14 protein-coding genes are annotated in these 13,989 nt (G+C 64.9%); 6 read left to right on the top strand and 8 right to left on the bottom strand.

Going from position 1 to position 13,989, the window contains the following annotated elements; all coding sequences use genetic code 11:
- A partial coding sequence (gene ccmA / locus FJ471_RS31945) for a heme ABC exporter ATP-binding protein CcmA (protein WP_140809486.1) occupies positions 1-593 on the bottom strand: 593 nt, incomplete at its 3' end.
- Positions 594-877: 284 nt separating this feature from the next.
- Here ccmA and acnA point away from each other — a divergent pair.
- Entirely contained in the window at positions 878-3,568 is a 2,691-nt protein-coding gene (gene acnA / locus FJ471_RS31940; RefSeq protein WP_140809484.1) for an aconitate hydratase AcnA, read from the top strand.
- 54 nt (positions 3,569-3,622) lie between these two features.
- On the opposite strand, the gene FJ471_RS31935 is transcribed toward acnA, so the two are convergent.
- Positions 3,623-4,309 carry a ceramidase domain-containing protein gene (locus FJ471_RS31935; protein WP_140809482.1) on the bottom strand — a complete coding sequence of 229 codons (687 nt, stop codon included), beginning with the start codon at positions 4,307-4,309 and terminating at the stop codon, positions 3,623-3,625.
- A 185-nt stretch (positions 4,310-4,494) separates the two neighbouring features.
- On the opposite strand from FJ471_RS31935, the gene FJ471_RS31930 reads away from it, so the two are divergent.
- Both FJ471_RS31930 and FJ471_RS31925 read left to right on the top strand, forming a co-directional pair.
- Positions 4,495-5,277: a thioredoxin family protein gene (locus FJ471_RS31930; protein ID WP_140809480.1), complete on the top strand. Its 783-nt coding sequence runs from the start codon at positions 4,495-4,497 to the stop codon at positions 5,275-5,277.
- A gap of 543 nt (positions 5,278-5,820) precedes the next feature.
- The gene (locus tag FJ471_RS31925) at positions 5,821-6,207 is read left to right on the top strand and encodes a DUF2794 domain-containing protein (RefSeq protein ID WP_140809478.1); all 387 of its coding nucleotides are present in this window, start codon (positions 5,821-5,823) and stop codon (positions 6,205-6,207) included.
- Positions 6,208-6,285: 78 nt separating this feature from the next.
- Here the strand turns inward: FJ471_RS31925 and FJ471_RS31920 are convergent, their stop codons facing one another.
- The 4 genes from FJ471_RS31920 to FJ471_RS31905 form a co-directional block, all read right to left on the bottom strand.
- Positions 6,286-6,867, bottom strand: coding sequence for a GNAT family N-acetyltransferase (locus tag FJ471_RS31920; RefSeq protein WP_140809476.1), 582 nt, complete (start codon positions 6,865-6,867; stop codon positions 6,286-6,288).
- Positions 6,868-6,984: 117 nt separating this feature from the next.
- Positions 6,985-7,725: a Bax inhibitor-1/YccA family protein gene (locus FJ471_RS31915; protein WP_140809474.1), complete on the bottom strand. Its 741-nt coding sequence runs from the start codon at positions 7,723-7,725 to the stop codon at positions 6,985-6,987.
- A gap of 233 nt (positions 7,726-7,958) precedes the next feature.
- On the bottom strand, positions 7,959-10,499 hold the full coding sequence (locus FJ471_RS31910; protein ID WP_140809472.1) for an ABC transporter permease: 2,541 nt from the start codon (positions 10,497-10,499) through the stop codon (positions 7,959-7,961).
- Entirely contained in the window at positions 10,499-11,197 is a 699-nt protein-coding gene (locus FJ471_RS31905; protein ID WP_140809470.1) for an ABC transporter ATP-binding protein, read from the bottom strand. Before FJ471_RS31905 ends, FJ471_RS31910 begins: the two co-directional genes overlap by 1 nt.
- Positions 11,198-11,278: 81 nt before the next feature.
- Between FJ471_RS31905 and FJ471_RS31900 the strand changes: the two genes are divergently transcribed.
- Together FJ471_RS31900 and thpR are read left to right on the top strand one after the other, a co-directional pair.
- Entirely contained in the window at positions 11,279-11,923 is a 645-nt protein-coding gene (locus FJ471_RS31900) for an arylesterase (protein ID WP_140809468.1), read from the top strand.
- Positions 11,924-12,055: 132 nt separating this feature from the next.
- Positions 12,056-12,649, top strand: coding sequence for an RNA 2',3'-cyclic phosphodiesterase (gene thpR / locus FJ471_RS31895; RefSeq protein ID WP_140809466.1), 594 nt, complete (start codon positions 12,056-12,058; stop codon positions 12,647-12,649).
- On the opposite strand, the gene FJ471_RS31890 is transcribed toward thpR, so the two are convergent.
- Positions 12,556-13,065, bottom strand: coding sequence for a low molecular weight protein-tyrosine-phosphatase (locus FJ471_RS31890; protein ID WP_140809464.1), 510 nt, complete (start codon positions 13,063-13,065; stop codon positions 12,556-12,558). The genes thpR and FJ471_RS31890 overlap by 94 nt on opposite strands.
- 109 nt (positions 13,066-13,174) lie before the next feature.
- Between FJ471_RS31890 and FJ471_RS31885 the strand changes: the two genes are divergently transcribed.
- Positions 13,175-13,468 (top strand): 4a-hydroxytetrahydrobiopterin dehydratase, encoded by a 294-nt coding sequence (locus FJ471_RS31885; RefSeq protein ID WP_140809462.1) that lies wholly within the window; start codon positions 13,175-13,177, stop codon positions 13,466-13,468.
- A 28-nt stretch (positions 13,469-13,496) separates the two neighbouring features.
- Here the strand turns inward: FJ471_RS31885 and FJ471_RS35115 are convergent, their stop codons facing one another.
- A complete protein-coding gene (locus FJ471_RS35115; RefSeq protein ID WP_246684884.1) occupies positions 13,497-13,988 on the bottom strand; it encodes a hypothetical protein in 492 nt (163 codons plus the stop codon).
- Between the last annotated feature and the right edge of the window lies 1 nt (position 13,989).

Here is a 13,989-nt window from a genome sequence, read left to right as displayed (position 1 = left end):
ATCCCCAACACCTTCGCCCCCGCCAGCCCCAGCGGCAGATGCGTCGCCGCCACCACGATCCCTCCACCCTGCAGATGCCCGCGCATCAACCCTGCGAACCGTTCCTCCGAAGCCTTGTCCAGCCCTGCGGTCGGCTCGTCGAGCAGCCAGACCGGCCGCCGGTTGACCAGAAGCTTGGCGATCGATGCTCGCCGCCTCTGCCCGGTCGACAGATAGCCGAAGGGCAGGTGTCCGAGGCCGCCGAGCGCCACGGTCTCCAGCGCCTCCTCGACGCCCAGTCCGGGTTCGCCCTGGAACGCGCGCCAGAATCCGAGATTTTCCTCGACGCTGAGCGCCGTCTTCATCGCGTTGAGATGGCCGAGATAATGCGAGGCCGAGGCGACCGTCGGGAAAGCGTCGCCGCCGCCCTCGACAAGCACTTTGCCCTGGGCGGCGGGCAGCAGGCCGGCGACTACCCTCAGCAGCGTCGATTTGCCCGACCCGTTCGGACCGGTGACGACAAGCGCCTCGCCTCTGCCCAGCGCGAAGCCGATGTTGGAAAAAACCGTCTCGCCGCCACGCTCGCCGCCCAGATTTTCGGCGATCAGCCGCATTCTTTGCCCGTCCCGAAAGCACCGTTTCGCGGCGCTCGCCGCTTCACGCAAATTCGTCTTTCGACTGTCTAGAACTATTCCAGGAAATTCTCTATATGCGGTTCATCCGTGCCAGCGGTCGGCACGGGATCAGAATTAGCGCCGAACCAGCGCACGCGCCGCCTTGAACGGCTCGGGTTGCTTGGGAGCGGACAGCGGAAATGGCCGTACCCGCACCTTTGCGCGTGATTGCATGCCAACGGCGTCCGTTCCCTTTCAGGCTGAACAGACAAGGACGGATCGCCGTGACGAAATCCCTCGACAGTTTCAATTGCCGCCGCACCCTGACCGTGGGTGGCGCGGACTATGTTTATTTCAACCTCGTTGAGGCCGAGAAGAACGGCCTTACCGGCATCGCCCAGCTGCCCTATTCGATGAAGGTGCTGCTGGAGAACCTGCTGCGCAACGAGGACGGCCGCTCGGTCACCAAGGAATCGATCCAGGCGGTCGCCGCCTGGCTGACCGACAAGGGCACCGCCGGCGTCGAGATCGCCTATCGTCCGGCCCGCGTGCTGATGCAGGACTTCACCGGCGTTCCGGCGGTGGTCGACCTGGCCGCGATGCGCGACGGCATCAAGGCGCTCGGCGGCGACCCGGAGAAGATCAACCCGCTAGTGCCGGTCGACCTCGTCATCGATCATTCCGTCATCGTCGACGAGTTCGGCACGCCGATGGCCTTCGCCCGCAATGTCGAGCTCGAATATGAGCGCAACGAGGAGCGCTACAAGTTCCTGAAATGGGGCCAGCAGGCCTTCCGCAACTTCCGCGTCGTGCCGCCTGGCACCGGCATCTGCCACCAGGTCAATCTCGAATATCTGGGACAGGTCGTGTGGACCAACGCGGAAGACGGCGAGACCACCGCCTATCCGGACACCTGCGTCGGCACCGATTCGCACACCACGATGATCAACGGCCTCGGCGTGCTCGGCTGGGGCGTCGGCGGCATCGAGGCCGAAGCCGCGATGCTCGGCCAGCCTGTCTCCATGCTTTTGCCCGAAGTCATCGGCTTCCGCCTCACCGGCAAGCTGAAGGAAGGCGTCACCGCCACCGACCTCGTGCTCACCGTCACCCAGATGCTGCGCAAGAAGGGCGTCGTCGGCAAGTTCGTCGAGTTCTTCGGCCCCGGCCTTTCCAACATGACGCTGGCCGACCGCGCCACCATCGGCAACATGGCGCCGGAATATGGCGCGACCTGCGGCTTCTTCCCGGTCGATTCGGAAACCATCCGCTACCTGACCATGTCCGGCCGCGAGGAGAACCGCATCGCGCTGGTCGAGGCCTATTCGAAGGCGCAAGGCATGTGGCGTGACACAGGCTCGGCCGATCCGGTCTTCACCGACCTGCTCGAGCTCGACCTCGGCGACGTCGTGCCGTCGATGGCCGGCCCGAAGCGGCCCGAGGGCCGCGTCGCGCTGCAGGACATCCCCGCCGGCTTCGCCAAGGCGATGGAGACCGAGTACAAGAAGGCGGCCGAGATCTCGAAGCGCTATGCCGTCGAAGGCACCGACTACGATCTCGGCCATGGCGATGTCGTCATCGCCGCCATCACGTCGTGCACCAACACCTCGAACCCGAGCGTGCTGATCGGCGCCGGGCTGTTGGCCCGCAACGCCAACCGGCGCGGCCTGAAGCAGAAGCCGTGGGTGAAGACCTCGCTCGCCCCCGGCAGCCAGGTGGTGGCGGAATATCTCGAGAAGTCTGGCCTGCAGAAGGAGCTCGACCAGATCGGCTTCAACCTGGTCGGCTTCGGCTGCACCACCTGCATCGGCAATTCCGGCCCGCTGCCGGCGCCGATCTCGAAGACCATCAACGACAAGGGCCTGATCGGCGCCGCGGTGCTCTCGGGCAACCGCAACTTCGAAGGCCGCGTCTCTCCGGACGTGCAGGCGAACTACCTCGCTTCGCCGCCGCTGGTGGTGGCGCATGCGCTGGCCGGCACGGTGACCGGGGACCTGACCACCGAGCCGCTCGGCGAAGGCAGCGATGGCAAGCCGGTCTATCTCAAGGACATCTGGCCGACTTCGGCCGAGATCCAGGAGTTCATCGAGAAGAACGTCACGCGCGAGCTGTTCGCGCGCAAATATGCCGACGTCTTCAAGGGCGACGCGTACTGGCAGAAGGTCAAGGCGCCGGAAGGCCAGACCTATGCCTGGGACGACCACTCGACCTATGTGCAGAACCCGCCTTATTTCGCCGGCATGGGCCGCGCCTTCGGCCAGGTCGGCGACATCAAGGGCGCGCGGGTGCTCGGTCTGTTCGGCGACAAGATCACCACCGACCACATCTCGCCGGCGGGCTCGATCAAGGCTGCCTCGCCGGCCGGCAAGTATCTCACCGAGCATGGCGTCGGCGTCGCCGACTTCAACCAGTACGGCACGCGGCGCGGCAACCACGAGGTGATGATGCGCGGTACCTTCGCCAACATCCGCATCCGCAACCACATGCTGGGCGAGAACGGCCGCGAGGGCGGCTACACGATCCACTATCCTTCGAAGGAGGAGATGTCGATCTACGACGCCGCCATGGAATACAAGCAGGAAGGCGTGCCGCTGGTTATCTTCGCCGGCGTCGAATACGGCAACGGCTCCTCGCGCGACTGGGCGGCCAAGGGCACCAACCTGCTCGGTGTGCGCGCCGTCATCGCCCAGTCCTTCGAGCGCATCCATCGCTCGAACCTGGTCGGCATGGGCGTCATCCCCTTCGTCTTCGAGGACGGCACCTCATGGGCCTCCTTGAACCTGAAGGGCGACGAGTTGGTCGAGATCGACGGGCTCTCCGCCATCAAGCCGCGCCAGAAGATGGTCGCCAAGATCACCTATGGCGACGGCACGGTGAAGAACGTGCCGATCATCTGCCGCATCGATACGCTGGATGAGCTCGACTACTTCAAGAACGGCGGCATCCTGCAGTACGTGCTGCGAGATTTGGCGGCGTAAAGCAGGGAGTAGTGAGTAGGAATTAGTGAGTAGGGAAAAGAGCGTCTCTACTTACTACCCCCTACTCACTACTTCCTTCTCCCTCGGCGCCCCGAACCTTGCCGTCGCCGCCAGCAGCACGGCCAGCATCAGCCCGTTGAAGACGTGCCAGAGGAAGTGCGTGCCGAGCGGGAAGCGGGCGCAGACCAGCGGGTCGATCATGCGGCAGATCACCGAGACGACGAAGATCGCCGACCCCGCCAAATTGTACCAGCCGGCCCGGTTGCCGGTGGCCACCACCCACGCCCCGAAGAAGGCGAGCGCCAGGAAAGGCGGCAGGTAGCCCGTGGTGCCGTTCGACGCCTGGCGCAGCCAGTCCGGCACGGCGTAGGTGATCAGGCCGGCCACGACATAGAAGGCGACGAAGACGAGGATCGCCTTGCCCCATTCCATGCCGAGGAAACGCCGCAGGTTGAAAAGCGTGTAGGCCAGCGTGAAGCCGGCGATCGGCAGGATGTCGGCCCAGATCGTGCCTTTGCTGGCGAAGGTGTGGAACAAGGTCGAGCCGATGCCGATCGCCACCACCCACCAGGCCAGCACTTCGGCGAAGGTGCCGGTCCCGTATCGCCGCACCTGCTGGACGCCCCACAGTCCCGCGGCAATGAAAGCCAGGTTGGTCAAAGCATTAGCCGGTTCTGCCCAAAGTCCTGGACCCGTCCGTTCGCAATAGAGATCGACAGGGGTCAGGAGAGTTTGCCACATGGTGAGGATGCTCCTCCCGAATCGAACCAAGCCTTGAAATGCAACCGCCTCTCCTATTGCGCCCTTACCTGCGGCTGCAACAGCAAAAATTTCACCGCAACGTGACTTCCCGTTGACTGGCGCTTCTGCCACATATTTTAGCAATCAGAACAAGGCCGGCGTCACCGGCGGGAATTGGAAAAGTCATGGCATTTCGAGGACGATTGCGGCTTGCGGCAGTAGCGCTGGCCCTTGCGGCGTTGGGCGGCGTGGCCCTGGCTGCCGAGCCTGAGAAGGCCGCGACCGGCAAGCCCGACAAGCCTTTGGGCGTGGTCGAGTTGTTCACCAGCCAGGGCTGCAGTTCCTGTCCGCCGGCCGACGAGTTCTTCGCCGAGCTTGCCGGCAAGGACGACATCGTCGCGCTCGCCTACCACGTCAATTACTGGGACTATCTCGGCTGGCAGGACACGCTGAGCACCAAGGAGAATACCGAGCGCCAGTATGATTATATGCGCGCCTTCGGCAGCCGCTCGGTCTACACGCCGCAAGCCGTCATCAATGGCCGCGGCCACGTCAACGGGGCCAGCCGCAAGGATGTCGACGGCGCCCTGGCCCGGATGGACAGGACCGGCGAGGGCATGCGGGTCGCCATCAAGGTGAGCCGCACCAGCGACCGCGTCATGATCGACGCGGGCGATGCCGGCAACGGCCCGGCCGACGCCCATGTGGTGATCGTCTATTTCGACCCGCCGCAGATGGTGAAGATCGGCCAGGGCGAGAACAGCGGCCGCAGCCTGACCTACTGGAACGCCGTGTCCGACATCCAGACCGCCGGCATGTGGCATGGCAAGGCGCAGCGCTACGAATTGCCGATGACCGAGATCGCCAAGAAGGGCGGCTGCGCGGTGCTGCTGCAGTCGGTCGGCAAGGACGGCATGCCCGGGCCAATCCTCGGCGCCGCCTTCATCCACAAGCCGGATCGGCTTTAGCTTTTTCCCTTCTCCCCCTGTGGGAGAAGGTGTCGCCGAAGGCGACGGATGAGGGGTGTTCCAGCTTGGCAGCAAGCTCGAAATTACCGCCGCCTCATTCCTTCCGGCACCCCTCATCCGACCGAGCTTCGCTCGGCCACCTTCTCCCACAAGGGGAGAAGGAAAATAAAAAAACCGGCGTCAGCTTGCTTCTGACGCCGGTTATTCAGGTTTTGGGATCGTCGCACCTGATTTTTCCAAGGAAAAACCGAGGTTGGTTCGATCCGACGCAGACCCGTGGGCGGGGGGCTTGGGGTTTACGAGCCGGTGCCGGACCGAACCGTCTCAGGCAACGCCGGTAAACTCGTCGGACATTGGGGCATGAGCGCGGATTATTTGTGGCAAGAATGTGGCGGAGTATCACCAATTCCAACATGCGTTTTGCAAACGTGACTGGACGTTTGTGAAACCGCGCGACCGCGCCGCATGCCCGGCCGGCCCTTGCAATTTGATCCTGAAAGCGCGAACCTTGGCCGGCGCATGATTCAATCGAAGGATCGAGGCATGACCGATAACAGCAGCGGGATGGAGGATGGGGAAGCATCCGGAATATTGATCCCGTTGCACGAGGCGCGCAACGCCCGCCTCGACCAGCCGGTGCGATTCGACCGGCGCGAGCTCGACCAGATCCTGAGGCTTTACGGACGCATGGTTGCGGCCAATGAATGGCGCGACTATGCCATCGACCATCTCACTGATCGCGCTGTCTTTTCCGTCTTCCGCCGGGCCAGCGAAGTGCCGCTGTTCCAGATCGTCAAGGACCCCAAGCTGGCGCGCCGGCAAGGCGCTTTCGCCGTCATCGCCGCCGGCGGCCGCATCCTGAAGCGCGGCCAGGAACTCGGCCGCGTGCTCGGGGTCTTCGATGCCAAGTTGAGGGTCGTGGAGGCGTGAGAACAGGAACTGAAGAATTGAGGAACTGAAGAACTGAGGAAAACAGTGCCCTGGGGCCTTCTTCAGTTCCTCTGTTCTTCAATTCTTCAGTTCCCTTTGAGCCCGGAACCTCCGCTCCGGCAGCGATTCCGGATCGGGCGGCAGTTCCGCGCCGCCATTCAGCGGCAGTTGCATGAACACCGTGTCCAGCCAGCGTCCGTGCTTGTAGCCGGATCCTTCCAGGCGACCGGAATGGCGGAAGCCGAGCTTCTCGTGCAGCCGGACCGAAGCGCTGTCGGCGTGGCCGTCGCCGATCACCGCGATGATCTGGCGGAAGCCCGCCGTGCGCGCCGTCTCGATCAGCGCCCGCATCAGCAGCGAGCCCAGGCCCTGTCCCTTGGCCTCCGGCGCGACATAGACCGAATCCTCGATCACGAATCGGTAGGCAGGGCGTGGCCGGAACGGTCCGGCATAGGCATAGCCAAGCACGATGCCGTCCTTCTCCGCCACCAGATAAGGGAAGCCGCCGGCCGTTAGGCCATCGAAACGGTTGCCCATTTCGGCGCGGCTCGGCGGCTCCAGCTCGTAGCTTGCCGTGCCGTGCGCCACCGCGTCGGCATAGATTTCCGTGATTCGGTCGAGGTCGGCCGCGGTGGCGGCCCTGATCGCAATATTGCTCATAATTTGTGCAATTCTCTTCACTGCCTCGATAACAGCAGAGGGCTGCGCAAAAGGAAAGGGCGGCCGTTGGGCCGCCCTTCGCAAAGTCTATGGTCCACTGAGACCGGGCAACCGCCTTTAGCGGCGCTGACCCATGAACTGCAACAGGAACATGAACAGGTTGATGAAGTCGAGATAGAGCCTCAACGCACCCATGATTGCCTTGCGGCCGGCGACATCGGACTGGTCGCCCTCATAATACATTTCCTTGATGGCCTGCGTGTCGTAGGCGGTCAGGCCCGCGAACACCAGCACGCCGATCGCCGAGATGGCGAAGCCAAGCGCCGACGACTGCAGGAAGATGTTGATCAGCATCGCGATCAGCAGGCCGATCACGCCCATGATCAGGAACGAGCCGAACGCCGACAGGTCGCGCCTGGTCGTGTAGCCGTAGAGCGACAGACCGCCGAAGGCCGCGGCCGTGGCGAAGAAGGTCTGGGTGATGCTGGTGCCGGTGTAGACGAGGAAGATCGTCGACAGCGATAGGCCGACAAGGCCGGCATAGACCCAGAATGTGGCCTGCGCCGCCCCCACGCTCATCGACTGGATACGGAACGACAGGAACATCACGGCGGCGAGCGGCGCCAGGATGACGATCCAGCGGAACGCGCTTGCATAGATGAGCTGGCCGAAGGCGGTCAGCTGGCCGTCGCCCGTGACGGCGAGTTGGAAGGCGCCCCAGGCGGCAAGGCCGGTTATGAGCAGGCCAAGCCCCATGAGGTTGTAGACTTTGATCATATAGGCGCGCAGGCCCTGATCGATATCGACGCGCGCGCCGGAGGCGGCGCCCGTCTGGTAGTTGCGAATGGGATCAGCCATTGGAAATCCTCTGTTGCTTCTGCCCCGTCCGGTGACAGGTCCCTCGGATTCCGGGACCAGGCGCCGCTGGCGGAGCTCCAGCATGCCTGCGCAAAATATGAGCGTTCTCGACGTCAAGAACAAGACGGTAACGAGCGGTAACGCTTTGTGAGAAGGCAAAAGGCCGGTTTTCGGGCCATTCGCCCAGCATTCTTACAAAGATTTAACCGGGCGGGCGGCTGTCAGCCCCTCTGTCAAAGGTTGCGCAGCACCGGCGCCGCCTTGTGGCCGAGCACCCGCCAGGTGCCGGCAAGGCCGATGCCCACGGTGACCGCCAGCGAAACCAGGATCGTCGCCACCGCGACCTCCGGCATGAAATGCGATGGCAGCGTCATGATATGCGCGACCACGAACCAGGCGGCGATGCCGCCGGCGGCAAGCGCGAACAGCGCGGTCGCAAGCCCGATCAGCACATATTCCAGCGAGAAGGCGGCGATGAGCGTCCGCCTTGTCGCGCCGAGCGTCTTCAGCACCACCGCATCGTGGATGCGCGCCCGGTTGCCGGCGGCCAAAGCCCCGGAGAGCACCAGCACCGAGGCGATCAGCGCGACGCCGGCAGCGGTGCGGATCGCCGTGCCCAGTTGCGCGACCAGCCGGTTGACGATGTCGAGCGCGTCCTTGACGCGCACCGTCGTCACGGCCGGGAAGGCGCGGGTGACGGCATTGAGCAGCCTTGCGTCGTCGGCCGTCGTGGCCTGCTTGTCGGTCAGCGTCGCCAGCCAGCCATGCGGCGCCCCAGCAAAGGTGTTGGGCGAGAACACCATGACGAAGTTGATGCCCATCGTCTCCCATTGCACCTGGCGGAAATTGGCGATCTTCGCGGTGACGTTGCGTCCCAGCACATTGACGGTCACGCTGTCGCCGAGCTTCAGGCCGATCGCCTTGCCCTCCTCGGCCGAGAACGACACCAGCGGCTCCCCGGAATAGTCCTGCGGCCACCATTTGCCTTCGGTCAGCGTCGCGTTTTCCGGCTGCTTCGCGTCATAGGTCAGGCCGCGGTCGCCGCGCAGCACCCAGGCGCCGTCGGCCGGGATCTTCACCTTGTCGACGGCGACGCCGTTCAGCGCCATGATGCGGCCGCGCAGCATCGGCACCTTGACCAGCGTTCCTTGCGGCGATTCCTTGCCCACGAGGCTGGCGAAGGCATCGACGTCGCTGCTCTGGATGTCGACGAAGAAGAAGTTCGGCGCCCGCTCCGGCAGGCTGCCGGAGATCTGCCGCCGCAGATTCCCGTCGATCAGCGCCAGCGTCACCAGCAGCGTCAGCCCGAGGCCGAGCGAGAGCACCACGGAGGGCGTCAGCGCGCCCGGACGGTGGATGTTGCCGAGCGCCAGCCGCAGCGACACGAAACGCGCGCGCGGGCTCTTTTTTGCCGCCCACTGCACCAGCACCGCCACCAGCCGCAGCACCAGGAAGGCAAAGACCGTGGCGCCGACGAAGATCGAGGCGATGCGGTAGTCGTTGGCCGAAAGGATCGCCAGCGCCGCCAGCGCGACGACGATCGCAAGTGCCGCGCCGGTATAGGGCAGGCGCGGCAGGCCGCGGCTCTCGAATCCCATTTCGCGAAACAGCGCCGTCGCCGGCACGTCGCGGGCGCGGCCGAGCGGCAGAAGCGCGAAGGCCAGCGTCACCAGCAGGCCGAAGAGCGCGGCCATGGCAAGCGCGCCAGGATAGAAGCCGCCTTGCGCCGGCACGGGGATGACAGATTGCAGGAACGCGCTGGCCACGAACGGCATCGCTGCGCCGAGCACGAGCCCGAGCACGATGCCGAGGCCCGCGATCAGAAGGATCTGCACGAGATAGACGGTGAAGACGAAGCCGCCCGAGGCGCCGAGGCTCTTGAAGGTGGCGATGACGCCGCGCTTGCCGTCGAGATAGGCGCGCACGGCATTCGCCACGCCGACGCCGCCGACCACCAGCGCGGTCAGCCCGACCAGGGTGAGGAATTGCGAGAAACGCTCGATGTTGGCGGAGAGCGCGGGGGCGGCATTGCTGCGCGTGCGGATCGACCAGCCGGCCTGCGGGAAATCCGCCGCGGCCTCGGCCTGGATGCCCTTGATCCGCGCCTCAGAGGCGCCATCCGGCAGCCTCACCTTATAGGCGTTCTCGACCAGGCTGCCGGGCTGCACCAGGCCGGATGCGGCAAGGCCTTCGCGCGAGATCATCAGCCGCGGCGCGAAGCCAAAACCGTCCGACACCGCATCCGGCTCGCCGACCAGCCTGGCGCGCAGCTCGAAAATGGCGCTGCCGAGCTTCAGCCTGTCGCCGATGTGCAGATTGAGCCGGTCGAACAAAAGATCGGGCGCGGCGGCGCCGAACACCCCGGACCTCTCGCCGAACAATTGCTCCTTCGGCAGCGCCGGATCGGTCTCCAGCGAGCCGTAGAGCGGATAGGCGTCGTCGACGGCCTTTGCCTCGACCAGCGCCTGGTCCGAGCCATCCTCCAGCCGCGCCATCGAGCGCATGCCGGACGTCTGCGAGACCGTGCCGAGGCGCTTGATGAAGCCGAGCTCGGCATCCGAAGCGCTGCGCTGGTTGACCTGGAAGCGCAGATCGCCGCCAAGCAGCGTCTGGCCCTGGTCGGCGACGCCGGCACTGATCGCCTGCGCCACCGAATTGACGCCGCCGATCGCCGCGACGCCGAGCGCGATGCAGGCAAGGAAGATCATGAAGCCCGACAGGCCGCCGCGCATCTCTCGCAGCGAGAAGCGGATGGCGAGCTTCAATGTCCGCATCAGGCCGGCACCTTCACCGGCTTCGGCGCGTCCTCGATCCGCCCCGAACGCATCGAGACCTGGCGCGCGCAACGCGCGGCAAGCGCCGGATCATGCGTGACCAGCACCAGCGTCATGCCGCGTTCCACCGCCTTGGCGAACAGAAGATCGGCAATCTGCTTTCCCGTAGCCTGGTCGAGATTGCCGGTCGGCTCGTCGGCAATGAGGATGCGCGGCGACGGCGCCAGCGCCCGGGCGATCGCCACGCGCTGCTGCTCGCCGCCGGAAAGCTCGCCCGGATAGTGCGTCACCCGGTCGCTCAGGCCGACCGCGGCAAGCTCGCGCGCCGCGACGCCGAACGGGTCGGCATGGCCGGCAAGCTCCAGCGGCACCGCGACGTTCTCGAGCGCCGTCATGTTGGGAATGAGGTGGAAGGACTGGAAGACGATGCCAATGTTTCGCCCGCGAAACGATGCAATCTGATCCTCGCTTTTGCCGTTTATGAGCTCGCCGGCGATTCGGACCGTGCCCGAATCGACTCGTTCCAGACCGGCAAGAACCATGAGCAGGGTGGACTTGCCCGAACCGGACGGACCGACGATGCCGGTGGCTTCGCCGGCCGCCACATCGAGGCTCACGCCCTTCAGCACATGGACGGAGGACGCGCCCTCGCCGAGCGTCAGCGATACGTCCCTCAGCGCGATGACGGCTTCTGTCACAATGAAAGCGCCCTATATGTGAAAAAGGAGACGGCCGGTGTCTCCTCCCTTGGATTGTTCCGGTCATATGGGGCTCGCCGCATGGCTTTCAAACACCGTTTTGCCGCAGCCCTCATCCTTTTCCTCGCCCTTTGCGGCGCCATTTCGCCGGCGCGCGCCGCCACCTTCAGCATCGTCGGCTTCGGCGACAGCTTGATGGCGGGCTTCAGCCTCGGCCCTGGCCAGGGCTTCACCGACAGGCTGCAGGCGGCCCTGAAAGCGAAGGGCCTCGACGTCACCGTTGCCAATGCCGGCGTGTCGGGCGACACCTCGAGCGGCGGGCTGGCGCGGCTCGACTGGTCGGTGCCGGACGGCACAAGGCTGGTCATCCTCGAGCTTGGCGCCAACGACATGCTGCGCGGCCTTTCGCCCGAGATCACCGAGAAGAACCTCGACGCGATGCTGGGCAAGCTCAAGCAGCGCAACATTCCCGTGCTTCTGGCCGGCATGCGCGCCGCCCCCAATCTCGGCGCCGACTACCAGAAGGCCTTCGACGCCATCTATCCGCGGCTTGCCGAAAAATACGGCGTTCCGCTCTATCCGTTCTTTCTCGACGGCGTCGCCGGCCACCCGGATCTGCAGATCGAGGACGGCATGCATCCCAATCCCCGGGGGGTCGACGTCATGGTCGAGCGCATCCTTCCCATGGTCGAGAAGGCGATCGCCGACAATGGCGGTCCATCATGAGGGTCCGCCATGAGTCCGGAATGCCACGCTTTCCGCTGGGGAAACATTGTGGACAACAAACCGCTTGCCCCGCGCCTGCATCGATGATTCGCTAAGGGCCGAGAGTTTCGATTCGAGGACAGGAGGCTTCACATGCCACGTCTTTTCACCGCCCTCGAAATTCCACGTGACGCCGCTCTCTCATTGTCCCTGCTCCGGGGCGGGCTGCCCGGCGCGCGCTGGATCGACGTCGAAAACTACCATCTGACGCTGCGTTTCATCGGCGATGTCGAGGGCCATGTCGCCGACGAGATCGCCAACGCGCTCGACAGGGTTCACCGCCCCGCTTTCCAGATGACGCTCTCCGGCGTCGGCGCCTTCGGCGGCAAGAAGCCGCATGCGGTGTGGGCCGGCGTATCGGCTTCGCCGGACCTGACGGCGCTGCAGGGCGAGATCGACCGCATCTGCCAGCGGCTCGGGCTGCCGGCCGATCCGCGCAAGTTCTCGCCACATGTAACCCTGGCGCGCCTGCGCAACGGGAACCCGCTCGATGTCGCGCAATATCTTTCGGCGCGCGGCAATTTTTCCGCGCTGCCCTTCCGCGTCGGCCGCTTCGTCCTGATGTCGTCGCGCGATTCGGTCGGCGGCGGTCCCTACATCGTCGAGGAAGCCTGGCCGCTGGCCGGCGAAACGCTGGCCTCGAGCCGCTTCGCCAGCGCCTCCGACGCCTCGCGGATCATGCGATAGACCGAAGCGAAGGCCTCGGCGCCGTCGTAATAGGGATCGGGCACGTCCACGGCCTTCCCCGTCGCGAAATCCAGATAGAGATGGATGCGGTCGCGCGCGGCCTGCGGCGCCAGCGCCTTGAGGTCGCGCACATTCGCCCGGTCCATGCCGAGGATCAGGTCGAAACGCGAAAAATCCTCCGGCCGCAGCTTGCGCGCCCTCTGCCCCGAAATGTCGACGCCGTGCTTTGCGGCCACCGCGATCGAGCGCCGGTCGGGCTCTTCGCCGGCATGCCAGCCGCCGGTCCCGGCCGAATCGATCGCCAGGTCCTTGCCTTGCCCGGCAAGCACCGCGCGAAACACGCCTTCCGCCAGCGGCGATCGGCAGATGTTGCCGAGGCAGACGAACAGAACGGAATTCATGGGCTTCGCGCTCATCGATCCGGCAGTTGTTTCTTGCCTGTCGTCACCTCAAAACCGCTGCGCACTTTTGGGCGACATGCACTATGGTGCGGGTCATTTTTCCCGAATAGCACAGGAAACCGACATGAGCAGAGAGAAACTCAGCAAGGATGCGATCGCCACGGCCCTGGCCGAGCTCGACGGCTGGTCGCTCGCCGCCGACGGCGCGTCCATCAAGCGCAAGTTCGTCTTCAAGAATTTCTCCGAGGCCTTCGCCTTCATGACGCGCGTGGCGCTGGCCGCCGAAAAGATGGACCACCACCCGGATTGGTCGAATGTCTACAAGACCGTCGGCGTGACCCTGAACACGCATGACGCAGGCGGCGTCACGGCGCTGGATATCGAGCTGGCAAAGAAGATGAACCGGTATTTCGGGTGACGAGCAGCCTCGCTTTTAAGTGACTCCGTCATTCCAGGGCGGAGCAAGGAGCGAAGCGACGCGCGCACACCCTGGAATCCATGCCATGACCCAGAAGCGTCGCGGCGGCGCAGACCGGGGCGGACGTTCGCGATTGGCCGAAGCTTGCGCGCTTCGTCATCCACGGGCAGAGCGACGCGAAGCGGAGCGCAGACCCGAGGATCCATTCCGTGACCTGGGCCGAAATATGCAGCGGGGCAGAATTCTGCACCGTGGCAACGCCTCGACGTAACGGCATGGATTCCCCGGTCTGCGCCGCGTCGCTCCGCTCCTTGCTCCGCCCTAGAATGATGGGTGGACGGCCCCTTGCGGCATCGAATGTGCCAAGCTGGTCGTGTTGAAACCCCAGCGGAGGAGACCGTCCGTCATGCAAGCTATCAGATTTGGTATCGATCTGGCCAAGAAAGCAGCAAGCGGCCTTGCGGCTGACGACGATCCCGAGCGTCGGCCCGATCATCGCGCATGCGACCATCGCAGCCATC

Source organism: Mesorhizobium sp. B2-7-1, assembly GCF_006440735.1.
Taxonomy (GTDB): domain Bacteria; phylum Pseudomonadota; class Alphaproteobacteria; order Rhizobiales; family Rhizobiaceae; genus Mesorhizobium.
This window is presented reverse-complemented; position numbering and strand designations above follow the sequence as displayed.

Excerpts from the sequence above, each read along its gene's own strand:
- thpR (WP_140809466.1), top strand. The coding sequence starts at position 12,056 with ATGCCACGTCTTTTCACCGCCCTCGAAATTCCACGTGACGCCGCTCTC.
- FJ471_RS31890 (WP_140809464.1), bottom strand. The coding sequence starts at position 13,065 with ATGAGCGCGAAGCCCATGAATTCCGTTCTGTTCGTCTGCCTCGGCAAC.
- FJ471_RS31925 (WP_140809478.1), top strand. The coding sequence starts at position 5,821 with ATGACCGATAACAGCAGCGGGATGGAGGATGGGGAAGCATCCGGAATA.
- FJ471_RS31930 (WP_140809480.1), top strand. The coding sequence starts at position 4,495 with ATGGCATTTCGAGGACGATTGCGGCTTGCGGCAGTAGCGCTGGCCCTT.
- FJ471_RS31915 (WP_140809474.1), bottom strand. The coding sequence starts at position 7,725 with ATGGCTGATCCCATTCGCAACTACCAGACGGGCGCCGCCTCCGGCGCG.
- FJ471_RS31935 (WP_140809482.1), bottom strand. The coding sequence starts at position 4,309 with ATGTGGCAAACTCTCCTGACCCCTGTCGATCTCTATTGCGAACGGACG.
- FJ471_RS35115 (WP_246684884.1), bottom strand. The coding sequence starts at position 13,988 with ATGGCTGCGATGGTCGCATGCGCGATGATCGGGCCGACGCTCGGGATC.
- FJ471_RS31920 (WP_140809476.1), bottom strand. The coding sequence starts at position 6,867 with ATGAGCAATATTGCGATCAGGGCCGCCACCGCGGCCGACCTCGACCGA.
- FJ471_RS31900 (WP_140809468.1), top strand. The coding sequence starts at position 11,279 with ATGGCTTTCAAACACCGTTTTGCCGCAGCCCTCATCCTTTTCCTCGCC.
- FJ471_RS31910 (WP_140809472.1), bottom strand. The coding sequence starts at position 10,499 with ATGCGGACATTGAAGCTCGCCATCCGCTTCTCGCTGCGAGAGATGCGC.
- FJ471_RS31885 (WP_140809462.1), top strand. The coding sequence starts at position 13,175 with ATGAGCAGAGAGAAACTCAGCAAGGATGCGATCGCCACGGCCCTGGCC.